Annotated in this window: 13 protein-coding genes; 3 read left to right on the top strand and 10 right to left on the bottom strand. The window is 60.2% G+C overall.

Annotated elements, in window-relative coordinates:
• Positions 1-86: 86 nt before the first annotated feature.
• Positions 87-2714: a phosphoenolpyruvate carboxylase gene (ppc, locus tag K7431_RS20110; protein ID WP_012722566.1), complete on the bottom strand. Its 2628-nt coding sequence runs from the start codon at positions 2712-2714 to the stop codon at positions 87-89.
• A 184-nt stretch (positions 2715-2898) separates the two neighbouring features.
• Between ppc and K7431_RS20105 the strand changes: the two genes are divergently transcribed.
• The 3 genes from K7431_RS20105 (at position 2899) to K7431_RS20095 (ending at position 4783) form a co-directional block, all read left to right on the top strand.
• Positions 2899-3243: a hypothetical protein gene (locus tag K7431_RS20105; protein WP_012722565.1), complete on the top strand. Its 345-nt coding sequence runs from the start codon at positions 2899-2901 to the stop codon at positions 3241-3243.
• 288 nt (positions 3244-3531) lie between these two features.
• Positions 3532-3942: a DUF4398 domain-containing protein gene (locus tag K7431_RS20100; RefSeq protein ID WP_173390380.1), complete on the top strand. Its 411-nt coding sequence runs from the start codon at positions 3532-3534 to the stop codon at positions 3940-3942.
• Positions 3943-3997: 55 nt separating this feature from the next.
• Positions 3998-4783, top strand: a complete 786-nt coding sequence (locus tag K7431_RS20095; RefSeq protein ID WP_012722563.1) for an OmpA family protein — start codon at positions 3998-4000, stop codon at positions 4781-4783.
• 29 nt (positions 4784-4812) lie between these two features.
• On the opposite strand, the gene K7431_RS20090 is transcribed toward K7431_RS20095, so the two are convergent.
• The 9 genes from K7431_RS20090 to prfB all read right to left on the bottom strand — a co-directional run bounded on the left by K7431_RS20090 (position 4813) and on the right by prfB (position 12339).
• A complete protein-coding gene (locus K7431_RS20090) occupies positions 4813-5007 on the bottom strand; it encodes a hypothetical protein (protein WP_012722562.1) in 195 nt (64 codons plus the stop codon).
• A gap of 173 nt (positions 5008-5180) precedes the next feature.
• On the bottom strand, positions 5181-5534 hold the full coding sequence (locus tag K7431_RS20085) for a hypothetical protein (RefSeq protein WP_173390379.1): 354 nt from the start codon (positions 5532-5534) through the stop codon (positions 5181-5183).
• A gap of 168 nt (positions 5535-5702) precedes the next feature.
• Entirely contained in the window at positions 5703-6029 is a 327-nt protein-coding gene (locus tag K7431_RS20080) for a hypothetical protein (RefSeq protein ID WP_043204887.1), read from the bottom strand.
• On the bottom strand, positions 6026-6931 hold the full coding sequence (locus tag K7431_RS20075; protein ID WP_043204885.1) for an alpha/beta hydrolase: 906 nt from the start codon (positions 6929-6931) through the stop codon (positions 6026-6028). The genes K7431_RS20080 and K7431_RS20075 overlap by 4 nt, the downstream gene beginning before the upstream one ends.
• 27 nt (positions 6932-6958) lie before the next feature.
• Positions 6959-8236: a flavohemoglobin expression-modulating QEGLA motif protein gene (locus tag K7431_RS20070; protein ID WP_012722558.1), complete on the bottom strand. Its 1278-nt coding sequence runs from the start codon at positions 8234-8236 to the stop codon at positions 6959-6961.
• A 21-nt stretch (positions 8237-8257) separates the two neighbouring features.
• Positions 8258-8806 carry a hypothetical protein gene (locus K7431_RS20065; protein ID WP_012722557.1) on the bottom strand — a complete coding sequence of 183 codons (549 nt, stop codon included), beginning with the start codon at positions 8804-8806 and terminating at the stop codon, positions 8258-8260.
• 16 nt (positions 8807-8822) lie between these two features.
• A complete protein-coding gene (locus K7431_RS20060; protein WP_080567166.1) occupies positions 8823-9539 on the bottom strand; it encodes a TetR/AcrR family transcriptional regulator in 717 nt (238 codons plus the stop codon).
• 106 nt (positions 9540-9645) lie between these two features.
• The gene (gene lysS / locus K7431_RS20055; RefSeq protein WP_012722555.1) at positions 9646-11148 is read right to left on the bottom strand and encodes a lysine--tRNA ligase; all 1503 of its coding nucleotides are present in this window, start codon (positions 11146-11148) and stop codon (positions 9646-9648) included.
• Between the two features lie 95 nt (positions 11149-11243).
• Positions 11244-12339 (bottom strand): peptide chain release factor 2 gene (gene prfB / locus K7431_RS20050; protein ID WP_148270893.1). Its coding sequence is split into 2 segments (ribosomal slippage): positions 11244-12266 and positions 12268-12339, totalling 1095 coding nucleotides; the frame shifts between segments, so codons are not numbered across the junction.
• Positions 12340-12991 lie beyond the last annotated feature (652 nt).

Genomic DNA, 12991 nt, shown 5'->3' with positions numbered 1-12991 from the left:
GCAACCCGGCCTCGTAAACGCCGACCGCCCTTTTCAGGGCGGCCGTCGTGGTTTATCTGCAAGCCGTTGAGAACACGCAAAAAACCTTAGCCGGTGTTACGCAAACCGGCAGCAATACCGGCCACGGAGACCAGCAGCGCCTGTTCCAGAGGGCTGTCTTGTGCCGCTTCCTGCTGACGGGAGCGCGCCAGCAACTCGGCCTGCAACAAGTGCAAGGGGTCGAGATAGGTGTTGCGCAGGCGGATGAACTCCAGGGTGTCCGGACTGTGCGCCAGCAATTGCGACTGGCCAGTCAGGCCAAGCACCACGCTGCATGCCTGCGACAATAGGTCGCGCAAATGCGTCCCCAATGGCAGCAGGTCTGGCTGCACCAGGCGCTCGTCATACAGACGGGCGATATCGGCGTCGGCCTTGGCCAGCACCATTTCCAGCATGTCGATGCGGGTACGGAAGAATGGCCACTGCTCGCGCATCTGCCCCAGCAGTTCGCCTTCGCCGCGCTCCAGGGCCTTGCTCAGCGCGGCCTCCCAGCCAAGCCAGGCCGGCAGCATCAGGCGGGTCTGGGTCCAGCCGAAGATCCACGGGATCGCGCGCAGGCTTTCAATCCCGCCCGCACGTCGCTTGGCCGGGCGACTGCCCAGCGGCAAGCGGCCCAGCTCCTGTTCCGGCGTGGACTGACGGAAATACTCGACGAACTGCGGATTTTCCCGCACCACGGCGCGGTAAGCACTGACACCGTCTGCCGCCAATTCGTCCATCAAATGGCGCCAGGCCGGTTCAGGAGGCGGTGGTGGCAACAGCGTCGCTTCCAGTACCGCCGCCAAATAGAGGTTGAGGTTCTGCTCGGCGATATCCGGCAAACCGAACTTGAAGCGGATCATCTCGCCCTGTTCAGTGGTCCGGAACCGTCCTGCCACCGAACCCGGCGGCTGCGACAGGATCGCCGCGTGGGCCGGGCCACCGCCACGACCGACGGTGCCACCGCGACCGTGGAACAACAACAGTTCCACTTGCTGCTCGCGGCAGATATCCACCAGCCGCTCCTGCGCCCGGTACTGCGCCCACGCGGCGGCGGTGGTGCCGGCATCCTTGGCCGAGTCCGAGTAGCCGATCATCACTTCCTGCGGGCCCTGCAAACGCGTGCGATAGCCCGGCAGCAGCAACAGTTGCTCGATCACCGGGCCGGCGTTATCCAAGTCGGCCAGGGTTTCGAACAGCGGCACCACGCGCATCGGCCGTTGCACGCCCGACTCTTTAAGCAGCAGTTGCACCGCCAACACGTCCGACGCAGCGCCGGCCATGGAGATGACGTACGAGCCCAACGATGCGGCGGGGGCGGCGGCGACTTCCTTGCAGGTGTTGAGCACTTCGGCAGTATCCGCCGACGGCTTGAAATACCCCGGCAGCAGCGGTCGACGATTGGCCAGCTCTTTCATCAAGAAGCTGATGCGCGCCTCTTCATCCCAGTCTTCGTAACGCCCCAGGCCGAGGTAATCAGTGATTTCAGTCATGGCCGCCGAATGACGGCTGGAGTCTTGGCGCACATCCAGGCGCACCAGGAACAAACCGAACGTCACCGCACGCCGCAGGCAGTCGAGCAGCGGCCCGTCGGCGATCACGCCCATGCCGCACTCGTGCAACGACTGGTAGCACAACTCCAGCGGTTCCAGCAGGTCGCGATTGTTTTGCAGCACCTCGGCGGGCGCTGGCGTGCTGCTGCTCAACGCCGTGTGTGCCCACTGGCGCGTGGCCCGCAGGCGTTCGCGCAGTTGCTTGAGCAGAGCGCGATAGGGTTCGACGCTGTCGCCGACCTTGGCTTGCAATGCCGGGCTGGCTTGCTGCATCGACAGCTCGGACGCCAAGTGATCGATATCACGCAGGTACAGGTCGGCCGCCATCCAGCGTGCCAGCAACAGCACTTCACGGGTGACCGGCGCGGTGACATTCGGGTTGCCGTCACGGTCGCCGCCCATCCACGAAGCGAAGCGGATCGGCGCCGCCTCGAGCGGCAAGCGCAGGCCAGTGGCGGCGTGCAGGGCCTGGTCGGCCTTGCGCAGGTAATTGGGAATGGCGTGCCACAGGGAATGTTCGATCACCGCAAAGCCCCACTTGGCCTCGTCTACCGGGGTGGGCCGGGTGCGGCGGATTTCTTCGGTGTGCCAGGCTTCGGCGATCAAGCGTTGCAGGCGCTGGCGAATCTGCTCGCGCTCTGCGGTGGTGAGGTCACGGTGATCCTGCAGCGCCAGTTGGGCGGCAATGGCATCGTATTTCTGGATCAAGGTGCGGCGCGCCACCTCGGTCGGGTGCGCGGTGAGGACCAATTCAATTTCCAGGCGCCCCAACTGGCGGGCCAGGGACTCGTTACTGTGCCCTTCGCTTTGCAGGCGGGCGAGCAATTCCGGCAATACGCGGGACTCAAAGGGTGCCGGTTGCGACTCATCGCGCCGGTGAATCAGTTGGTATTGCTCGGCGATATTGGCCAGGTTGAGGAACTGGTTGAACGCCCGGGCGACCGGCAGCAGTTCGTTTTCCTGCAACTGATTGAGGCTCGCGCTCAATTCATCGCCGGCCCCGCGTCGGTCGGCCTTGGCGCCTTTGCGGATCTGCTCGATTTTGTCGAGAAAAGCATCGCCGTACTGCTCTCGAATGGTGTTGCCCAACAGCTCACCCAGCAGGTGAACATCCTCACGCAAGCGTGCATCGATATCACTCATCAGCCAATCTCCAGCCAGAAATCCGGGACGCGCAGGTCTGTCAGAGTGCCGCTGGCGTCGATTTATGACAAGACTTTAAACCTTGTGAGTTGCAGCTAGTCTCAACACTGAGTCGCCTGCGTTTATCCATGCAGCGACTGGTCACTCATCACCGCCTGCCATCACGGGCTTTATTGAGGTTGCCATGAAAATCCGAGAACTGGCCCAGCATTGGGAAGAAAACGCCAAGGGTCGCTTGACCAAGACCGAGTACGCCATCCACTTGGATGTGGAGTCTGCCGCGAGGCTGGCGGCCATCGCCGAAATGTACCCCAAGCGCCACACTGAAGAACTGCTCGGCGAGCTGATCGGCGCCGCCCTCGAAGAGCTGGAAGCCAGCTTTCCGTACATCAAGGGCCAGCAGGTGATTGCCACCGATGAAGAGGGCGATCCGTTGTATGAAGACGTCGGTCCTACCCCTCGCTTCCTGACGCTGTCGCGGCGTTATCTGCATGATATGTCCGCCAGCAGCGACGAACAGAAGCACTGATACGACCCTGCCAAACCCTTGTACGCCGGGCACTTCACGCGCCCGGCGTACCGCTGCGCAACGCAGAAGTTCCAAGTTTTTTACACTGACCGATCAGTCAGATATTTTTTTAGGCAAATCGCCATCTTCTCTGAACTTTTGAAAAAAGCCTCCGGTCACAGCCAGTAAGCCATCACTTGGAACGGCCGTTTGAAAGGGCTTCTGCTGCTTTATCGCCAGGTCCTCAGCCGCACTCCAGTGACATGGATTTAAATGTTTTTCAGGAGTTATCCAATGGAGTTGAAGACGATGAAGACCAGCACTGCCAAATCCTCGTTTAACCACCTGCGCGGGCTCAAATTGGCCGCGCTGGCAATCGGCACCAGCTTCGTTCTGGCGGGTTGCGCCGGCAATCCTCCGACCGAGCAGTACGCGGTGACCCAGTCCGCAGTCAACAGCGCTGTCAGCGCCGGCGGCACCGAGTACGCAGCTGTAGAAATGAAGTCGGCCCAGGACAAGCTCAAGCAAGCCGAGATTGCCATGCACGACAAGAACTACGACGAAGCCCGTCGCCTGGCTGAACAAGCCGAGTGGGATGCTCGCGTCGCCGAGCGTAAGTCCCAGGCCGCCAAGGCTGAACAGGCTGTGAAGGATTCCCAGAAGGCTGTTGATGAGTTGCGTAAGGAAGGCATGCGCCCGGCTGCTATCCAGCAGAAGTAAGACGCACCCCTTGACCGCATCGCACCTGATATCGAATTGAAAGGACGACACGACTATGCGTAAACAATTGATGATCCCTGCCCTGCTGGCGATGAGCGTTGCACTGGCGGCCTGCTCCACCCCGCCGAACGCGAACCTGGAAAACGCACGGACCAACTTTTCGGCCCTGCAAACCAACCCGCAAGCCACCAAGCTGGCGGCGCTGGAAACCAAGGACGCCAGCGAATGGCTGGACAAGGCTGACAAGGCCTACCGCGATAAGGAAGACGAGAAGAAAGTCGACCAGCTGGCCTACCTGACCAACCAGCGCGTTGAAGTGGCCAAAGACACCATCGTGCTGCGCGAATCCGAAGCCAAGCTGAAAAACGCCGGTGACGAACGCGCCCGCGCCCTGCTGGACGCCCGTGATGCACAGATCAAGCAACTGCAAGACAGCCTGAATGCCAAGCAGACTGATCGCGGCACCTTGGTAACGTTCGGTGACGTGCTGTTCGCTACCAACAAGTCCGACCTGAAATCCAGCGGCCTGGTGAACATCACCAAACTGGCTCAGTTCCTGCGCGACAACCCGGACCGTAAAGTGATCGTCGAAGGCTACACCGACAGCACCGGTTCCGACTCGTACAACCAGAGCCTGTCTGAGCGCCGTGCGGCTTCGGTACAACGCGCACTGGCCCAACAGGGCGTGGATATCTCGCGCATCGTGACCCAGGGCTATGGCAAGGAATACCCGGTTGCCGACAACGGCAGCGTATCGGGCCGTGCCATGAACCGCCGCGTTGAAGTGACCATCTCCAACGACAACCAGCCGGTCAAGCCACGGTCTTCCGTTGCTAACTGATTGATTAGCGCAATATAAGAAAACCCACCTCACGGTGGGTTTTTTTTCGACTCATCAAACTGAATAGTGCGATTCGTGTCCTCGGCTGGCATTTCAATCTTCGCGCCCGCCTGCTCATCCATTTGTTGATCGCGCTTGTACCTGCGAGCGGCTTCCTGTTCCAGCGCTACATGCTGCCTTGCCATGGCCAACATGTTTTCCAATACAGGAATATGTATTTTCATCCTCGACCCAATCTAGGTAGGTTGCCGCATTTTTTGTGGCATTTGAGAAGAAACGGTTCCGAAATTTCCACAGCAACTGCATGAAGTGCTGCGCCACACATTTCGCGACAGGCTGAATAGCTGTATCAAAATGAAAAAACCGCCCCAAAAGGGCGGTTCAAAAGGGCCGCTATTTAACCGCCCACCTTGCCTGTGCCCTGGGTCTCCGGCATTTGGATCTGGCCCTGGCCCTGAGCGCCACCTTGACCATCCTGCGCGCCTTGATCGCCCTGCGCACCCTGTGCACCTTGATCATTTTTTTGTTTAAGCAGCTTTTCCAGCAGCTTCATCAGTTCCTCGAGCTCACCTCCGCCCTGGCTACCCTGGCTGCCCTGTCCGCCTTTAGCACTTTGTGACTGCAGGTCTTTAATTTTACTTTGAACGTCCTGGATCTGCTGATCAAGGCCTTGACTTGACGGGGCGCCACCGCCGACATTACCACCGTTACCCATGCTGCCTGCGCCCGATATTCCGTTTATACCTGCCATATATGCTCACTCCAGACTCATAAAAAAATGGACTGATCAGCATTGCCAATCAGTCCATTATCAGTGGTGAGCAAGCGAGGCTGGTTCCGGCCGGCCGAGCGCCTGACAGGCGTTAAATCATTAATCGGTAAGCAAAACGGAGCTTTCCCACACCGATAAAAACCGCGTTCATTGTTGCAATTTAGGGGTTTCCTGCCCCATGCAACGCACGGCCTGCTTCTTGTTGTTGACCAGCACGCCGCTCAGGCCTTTCTGCTCGGTATCGAACATGACCAGCACCCCATCGACGCACTGCGCCACTTGCGCGGCCGGCGTCAGCGAGATCTTGTAGTCCTCGCCCGGCACGGTCTTGAGCAGGGTGAAATCGCTGAGCAACAGCGCATCTTCCGGCTTGGCGAAGTGCAGGTAACCGTAGTACCACAGGCAACCGACGGTACCGATGATGGTGCCGATACCGGTGAGGATCAGCGGGATCATGTTGCGTTCTTCGCTCATTGCGGGCTCTCTGATGAATCAACGTTAGGAGTGGGGTAGTTCGGAATTTCGCCCAGCCGCCGCAGGCCGTTGAAGTGCTGCGGGTCATCGAGGTAACGCAGCATCACGGTTTGCCAAGTCTTGTCGGCAAAGGTCTGTACATGACCGCCTCGGGTCAACTGCAGCACCCTGGGCGGCGGGGCGGCCTGGTACAGGCGAATGCCATTGGCCACGGGCACGATCGGGTCATCCAGACTGTGGAACAACAGCTTCGGCACGCCGGTCAGCTGAGGCATGGCATGGATCGCACTGTCGGCGTCCGGTACCAGCCAGGACAACGGCACCTGAAACGGCCATGTTAACCAGGAGGTGCTCAGGGCGAATTGTCCTACGTCACGATAACTGGCAGGCACGCCGTCCAGCACCAGCGCCTTGAGCCGGGATTGGCGCTCCGGGTGCGCGGCCAGGTAGTGCACCGCCAGCGCACCGCCCAGGCTTTGGCCCAGCACGATCAGTGGCTGGCCTTGGGTTTCAGGCGCTTTGTCGATCCAGTTGAAGGCCGCATCCACATCCTGATAGATCGCGGGCAGCGAGGGCTTGCCTTGCGACAAGCCGTAACCGCGATAATCCAGCAGCAGCACTTGGTAGCCCTGTTCGGGCAGCCACCAACTGCCACCCAAGTGCCAGGCCAGATTGCCACCGTTACCGTGCAGGTGCAGCACCGTGCCCTTGAGCGGCACACCAGGCTTGGCCGGCAGCCACCAGGCGTGGAGCTTCACACCGTCGGCGGTGGTGAGGGTGACGTCGCGGTATTGCAGGTGCGCTTTTTCCGGCGTGAACGGCAGGCCGGGTTCGGGGTAGAACAGCAATGAGCTGCAGCCGTTCAATGTGAGGAGCAGGCATAGAATGCCGAGGATTCTCATCCGTTGAAGCCTCGCGAATACCACGGTTTAAAGGATATTGGAGTAATCCGCCTCGATCCGATCCAGGCTCAGGTGGTTGAGGAAGTTGGAGAAGCACATCCACGCCGCCAGCGCGTTCATGTCGCGAAACTGCTCGGGCAGGTACTTGGGCGGCACCACCAGGCCTTCGTCGACCAGTTGGCGCAGGGTGCGCATGTCTTCCAGGGTGGTCTTGCCGCAGAACAGCAGCGGCACTTGTTCCAGCTTGCCTTTGCGCACGGCCAGCTGGATGTAGTTGTAGACCATGATAAAGCCCTTGAGGTAGGACAGATCCTTGGTAAACGGCAGACCGGTCGGCACCGATCCTCGGAATACGCGACTGGCATTGCCGTAGCTTTCGGCCATCTCAAAGCCTTGCTCGCGGAAGAACTCGAACACCTGCAGGAAATCGGCACCCTCCTCCACCATATGGATGGCGCGGGTGCGGTTGGTCAGCTTGCGCAGGCGACTCGGGTAGGAGGCAAACGTGATGATTTCCATCAGGATCGCCAAGCCTTCCTGGGTCACAGTGGACGACGGCGGGCCCTTGGACAGGAAGGTGCAGATGGGCTGGTTCTGGCCATTGAGGGTGGTGCCCACGTGCACCAGGCCTTCATGCACCTCCAGGGCACGCACGTCGCGATCGTTGAACATCGCGTCGGCGCGGATCTTGATGTAGTCCGCGCCCGCCGCCGCGTCGGCGACGATACCGTCGGACTCGAACACGCGGATGGTTTCTTCAGCCTCGCCGAATACTTTATTCAGGCGTGTTTGCAGCAGAGCGACGGCGTCCTTGGCGGTGAGCGTCTTGGCTTCGTCCTTGAGGTCGCCACGGCCGTCGATATTGTTCAGGTAGTCGGACAGCATCAGGCCCAGGTCGGCCAGGGTCGGGTCGCCGGCGTGGAACGCATCGGAGGCGGCGCCATACAGTTCCTGGGAAATCAGGCCGAAATCCTCGGTGCCACGCGCTTCGAGCATGCGCACCACCATGCGATATTCCCGGCACATGCGGCGCATGATCTGCCCCACCGGGCTGAACTGGCCGAGCCTGCGGGTGATGTCGCGCTCGATGTTCTGGAACTCCAGCTTCACCGCGCTGGAGTCGAACGCCAATGGCCGGTTGAGATAGTAATCACGGTCAACCGCCGGCATTTCCTTGCCTTTGGCCTTGAGGAACCCCTGACGAATGTTCTCGTCCCACTTCACGGCGTCGAGGACGCGAATCGGTGTTTGCGCCAGCACAATGCGATCAGACAAGGTGCGTATCGTCTGCTGGTAATCGTCCACCCGGTGCTTCCTCTTTAAACGTTATTTGCCCGCGCGCCGGTAGCGCACGGCCTCTACGAATACATCGGCATTGGCCGGGTCATCCAGGTAGGCAAACACCTGGTCCAAGGGGCTGTCGACCAGCACCCCGGCGCCTTCGACGGTTTCCACAGTACTGCCATGCAAGTTTTTTTGGCCTATCGCTTGATGAATCTGCTCAAGGTCGAGGGTGTAGACCACCAATTCGTGCTTTTCGCTGATTTCAAAACCCGCCAGGATGAAATGCCCGCCCAGCTTGGCCGGCAACGGCGCTGACAGGTACCAGCGGTTGCCATGGCGCGACACACTGAACAGGTACTCGTCACGCTGGCCTGGCTTGGCTGTAGGGTAGCTCACGGCTTTATAACGGTGCTCGCCGACGCGGGTGATGTGCAGGTTGAGCGGCTCGCCCCAGGCGTTTTTGCTGGTCCAGTGGCCCAGCAGGGCCGGCGGCGCGGCGTCATGGGCCGGCAGCGGCTCCTTGAAGGTCACCAGGCAACCGCTGAGCAGCAGGAACGACAAGGCGATTACAACCAGACGCCAGGTTTTCATTGGACATCCCCCGGTGTCAGACCGAGGCCAACACCAAATGCATGTAACGCTTGAGGATCTCAAGCATTTCTTCACCGGTCAGAGGCTCTGCGCCGCCCAACAGGCCCTGATATTCCATCCGACTGATTATCGCCGTCAACACTTTGGCATCCTGTTGCGGCTCGCGGGAGCCCAACACCTGGAAAAACTGCCCGGTGCCCTGCAACAGAATTTGCTGATGGGAGCGCACCAGTTCCGCCAGGCGCGGGTTGAGCAAGGCTTCCTGGCGAAAAGCCTGTTCGGCCATCAGGTGTTCGCGACGGTTGGTCAATTGGCGTAGCACATAGTCGGCGGTCAGCCGCGCAATGTCATCGGCCAACTGCGAGCGCGAGGCGGGGCTGCCGTCACCATAGGCGACCATTTCACGCAGCAGGCCTTCGTTACGCACCCACAGCTTGCCCATGAACGCGGCGCTGCGTTCAACGTATTGGGCAAACGTATCGGTGAGCAGGTCATCGATATCCTTGAAATAGTAGGTGGTGGCCGACAACGGCACCCCCGCCTCCGCCGCCACTGCCCGATGGCGCACAGCCCTTACGCCGTCACGCACCACGATGCGCATGGCGGCATCGAGAATGTCTTGCCTGCGCTGCTCGCTGCCCCGACGGCTGGCCTTGCGGCCCTGGTACTGGACGCTTTCAGCCACGGCAGCAGCAATGCCGGCGGCACCTTCTTGAGCCATTACGCGGTTCACGACACACATCCTTGAATAGATCAAAACCTGGCGCTGTTTGCTTGACGCTTATAAACGCCACATAAAAAAGCCGCCTTATAAAAGGCGGCTTCGGATTTCGCTACGGTTACGCTTGCGGCCGCATGTGCGGGAACAAGATCACGTCACGGATCGACGGCGAGTTGGTCAGCAGCATCACCAGGCGGTCGATGCCGATACCTTCACCGGCGGTGGGCGGCATGCCGTATTCCAGGGCGCGTACGAAGTCAGCATCGTAGTGCATGGCTTCGTCATCGCCGGCGTCCTTATCGGCCACCTGGGCCATGAAGCGCTCGGCCTGGTCTTCCGCGTCGTTGAGCTCGGAGTAGGCGTTGGCGATTTCGCGGCCGCCGATGAACAGCTCGAAACGGTCGGTGACGTTCGGGTTGTCATCGTTGCGACGGGCCAGCGGCGACACTTCGAACGGGTACTGAGTAATGAAGTGCGGCTGCTCCAGCTTGTGCTCCACCAGCTCTTCGAAAATCATCACCTGCAATTTGCCCAGGCCTTCGAAGCCCAGCACCTTGGCGCCGGCTTTCTTGGCGATCGCACGAGCCTTGTCGATGTCGTTCAGGTCGTCGGCGGTCAGCTCAGGGTTGTATTTGAGGATCGAATCGAATACCGACAGACGCACGAACGGCTCGCCGAAGTGGAACACCTTGTCGCCGTACGGCACGTCGGTGCTGCCCAGAACCAGCTGTGCCAGCTCGCGGAACAGTTCTTCGGTCAGGTCCATGTTGTCTTCGTAGTCGGCGTAGGCCTGGTAGAACTCCAACATGGTGAATTCTGGGTTGTGACGGGTCGAGACGCCTTCGTTACGGAAGTTGCGGTTGATCTCGAACACCTTCTCGAAGCCGCCAACAACAAGGCGCTTGAGGTACAGCTCAGGCGCAATACGCAGGAACATTTCCAGGTCCAGCGCGTTGTGGTGGGTTTCGAACGGCTTGGCTGCGGCACCACCGGGGATGGTTTGCAGCATCGGGGTTTCCACTTCCAGGAAGTCACGCTGCATCAGGAAGCTGCGGATGTGGGCGATGACTTGCGAACGCACGCGGAAGGTCTGGCGCACGTCTTCGTTGACGATCAGGTCAACGTAGCGCTGGCGATAGCGCTGTTCGGTGTCGGTCAGGCCGTGGTGCTTGTCCGGCAGCGGGCGCAGGGATTTGGTCAGCAGCCGCACGCTGGTCATTTCCACGTACAGGTCGCCCTTGCCGGAACGGGCCAGGGTGCCTTCGGCGGCGATGATGTCGCCCATGTCCCAGGTTTTCACCGAGGCCAGGGTGTCTTCGGACAGGGTCTTGCGGTTGACGTAGACCTGGATACGCCCGGTCATGTCCTGGATCACCATGAACGAGCCACGGTTAAGCATGATGCGACCTGCCACCTTGACCGGAATCGCAGCCTCTGCCAGCTCTTCCTTGGTCTTGTCCGCGTATTGCTTCTGCAAGGCATCGCAGTAGTTTTCGCGGCGGAAGTCGTTGGGGAAGGCATTGCCCTTGGCGCGCTCGGCAGCCAGCTTTTCCTTGCGCAGGGCGATCAGGGAGTTTTCTTCCTGTTGCAGGGCTTGCGGGTCGAGTTGTTGGTCGCTCATGTCTTTTGAAATTCCATCACAGGTTCGTTGCCCCCAGCCTTCGGCTGGGGATCGCCGGGCAGGGACGCTGCGTCCCCCCGGCTCCTACAGTCTTTTTACAGGCCCGATTTCAGGCTGGCTTCCAGGTATTCGTCGATATCGCCGTCGAGCACCTTGTCACAGTCGCTGCGTTCGATGTTAGTGCGCAGATCCTTGATCCGCGACGCATCGAGCACATAAGAACGGATCTGGTGACCCCAGCCGATATCCGACTTGGTGTCCTCCAGCGCCTGGGAAGCGGCGTTGCGCTTCTGCATTTCCTGCTCGTACAACTTGGCCCGCAGCATTTTCATGGCGGTGTCCTTGTTGGCGTGCTGGGAACGTTCGTTCTGGCAGCTGACCACGGTGTTGGTCGGTACGTGGGTAATCCGTACGGCCGAGTCAGTGGTGTTTACGTGCTGACCACCGGCACCAGAGGAGCGGTAGGTGTCGATACGCAAGTCGGCCGGGTTGATCTCGATTTCCACCTTATCGTCGATCTCTGGCGAGACGAACACGGCGGAGAACGAGGTATGGCGACGGTTGCCGGAGTCGAACGGGCTCTTGCGCACCAGACGGTGAACGCCGATCTCGGTCCGCAGCCAACCAAAGGCGTACTCACCCTTGATATGCACCGTCGCGCCTTTGATACCCGCGACTTCACCGGCCGACAGCTCCATGATGGTCGCGTCGAAACCGCGCTTGTCGGCCCAGCGCAGGTACATGCGCAGCAGGATGTTGGCCCAGTCCTGGGCCTCGGTGCCGCCGGAACCGGCCTGGATGTCCAGATACGCGTTGTTCGGGTCCATTTCATGGCTGAACATGCGACGGAATTCAAGCTTGGCGAGGTTTTCCTCGAGACGGGCCAGCTCGGCGAAGACATCGCCCACTGCGCCTTCGTCGTTTTCTTCGACGGCCATGTCCAGCAGGTCACGGCAATCACCCAGGCCGGTGTTCAGCTCATCGAGGGTGTCGACGATCTGTGCCAGCGCAGCGCGCTCGCGGCCCAGCTCCTGGGCGTATTCAGGTTTGTTCCAGACAGCCGGATCTTCAAGCTCGCGATTGACTTCGGTCAGACGCTCATGCTTTTGATCGTAGTCAAAGATACCCCCGAATAGTTTCGGAGCGCTCGGACAGGTCCTTGATGGTGTTAAGGATCGGGTTGATTTCCATGGCGGGCAGCACTCGTTGGCGAACTTTTGAAAGCCGGCGAGTATAACGGCAAACGGGGGGGAGCGGCAGTCCGCTGGGCGAAAAGGCGCGGGGCTGGATCATTGGAGTACATATCCGTTTTTTAGGTAACGGCGGCTTATGGTTCCGCTCTTACAGCGGCTCACTTTTGAAAAGCCCAAAAGTAAGCAACAGGCTCTTGCCCCAACACTCGGCACCTCGCCTAGGCTCGGTGTGCCCGTAATCCGACAGTGATTTGGGGGGCCGCCTAAGATCAAGATCAAAAGCCAGATCAAAAGTAGGGCAAAGCAGGGCAAAAGCAGGCTGATATCTACCTGATGTATGCAGTTCAAACTGTGGGAGGGGGCTTGCCCCCGATGGCAGTGTGACAGCCACAGATGCATCAACTGACACACCGCCATCGGGGGCAAGCCCCCTCCCACATTTTTAACCCAGTAACGCACCCCCAACCCCGGTCGGCTCTAAGGCCGCCGCGCTTTTGCCTTTGATCTGGGGCGCCCCGTCAAACACGCTGGCCGAACGCAGGCTTTGGAGCGTGGGTAACCCGGCAGGACGCCGGGTTAGCCGCGCTGGGCCAAGGATGGCCCATCGCGGCGGCCCACGCTCCAAAGCCGGAGTGAGGGCACACCGAGCC

The sequence above is a fragment of the Pseudomonas fluorescens group sp. genome (assembly GCF_020093335.1).
Lineage (GTDB): Bacteria > Pseudomonadota > Gammaproteobacteria > Pseudomonadales > Pseudomonadaceae > Aquipseudomonas > Aquipseudomonas petroselini.
The sequence above is the reverse complement of the archived record's forward strand: the minus strand, read 5'-3'. Positions and strand labels throughout refer to the sequence as shown.

Bases quoted from the DNA above. Each gene is read 5' to 3' on its own strand.
- K7431_RS20105 (WP_012722565.1), top strand. From the start codon at position 2,899: ATGAAAATCCGAGAACTGGCCCAGCATTGGGAAGAAAACGCCAAGGGT.
- K7431_RS20095 (WP_012722563.1), top strand. From the start codon at position 3,998: ATGCGTAAACAATTGATGATCCCTGCCCTGCTGGCGATGAGCGTTGCA.
- ppc (WP_012722566.1), bottom strand. From the start codon at position 2,714: ATGAGTGATATCGATGCACGCTTGCGTGAGGATGTTCACCTGCTGGGT.
- K7431_RS20085 (WP_173390379.1), bottom strand. From the start codon at position 5,534: ATGGCAGGTATAAACGGAATATCGGGCGCAGGCAGCATGGGTAACGGT.
- K7431_RS20090 (WP_012722562.1), bottom strand. From the start codon at position 5,007: ATGAAAATACATATTCCTGTATTGGAAAACATGTTGGCCATGGCAAGG.
- K7431_RS20100 (WP_173390380.1), top strand. From the start codon at position 3,532: ATGAAGACCAGCACTGCCAAATCCTCGTTTAACCACCTGCGCGGGCTC.
- K7431_RS20065 (WP_012722557.1), bottom strand. From the start codon at position 8,806: ATGAAAACCTGGCGTCTGGTTGTAATCGCCTTGTCGTTCCTGCTGCTC.
- K7431_RS20080 (WP_043204887.1), bottom strand. From the start codon at position 6,029: ATGAGCGAAGAACGCAACATGATCCCGCTGATCCTCACCGGTATCGGC.
- K7431_RS20075 (WP_043204885.1), bottom strand. From the start codon at position 6,931: ATGAGAATCCTCGGCATTCTATGCCTGCTCCTCACATTGAACGGCTGC.
- lysS (WP_012722555.1), bottom strand. From the start codon at position 11,148: ATGAGCGACCAACAACTCGACCCGCAAGCCCTGCAACAGGAAGAAAAC.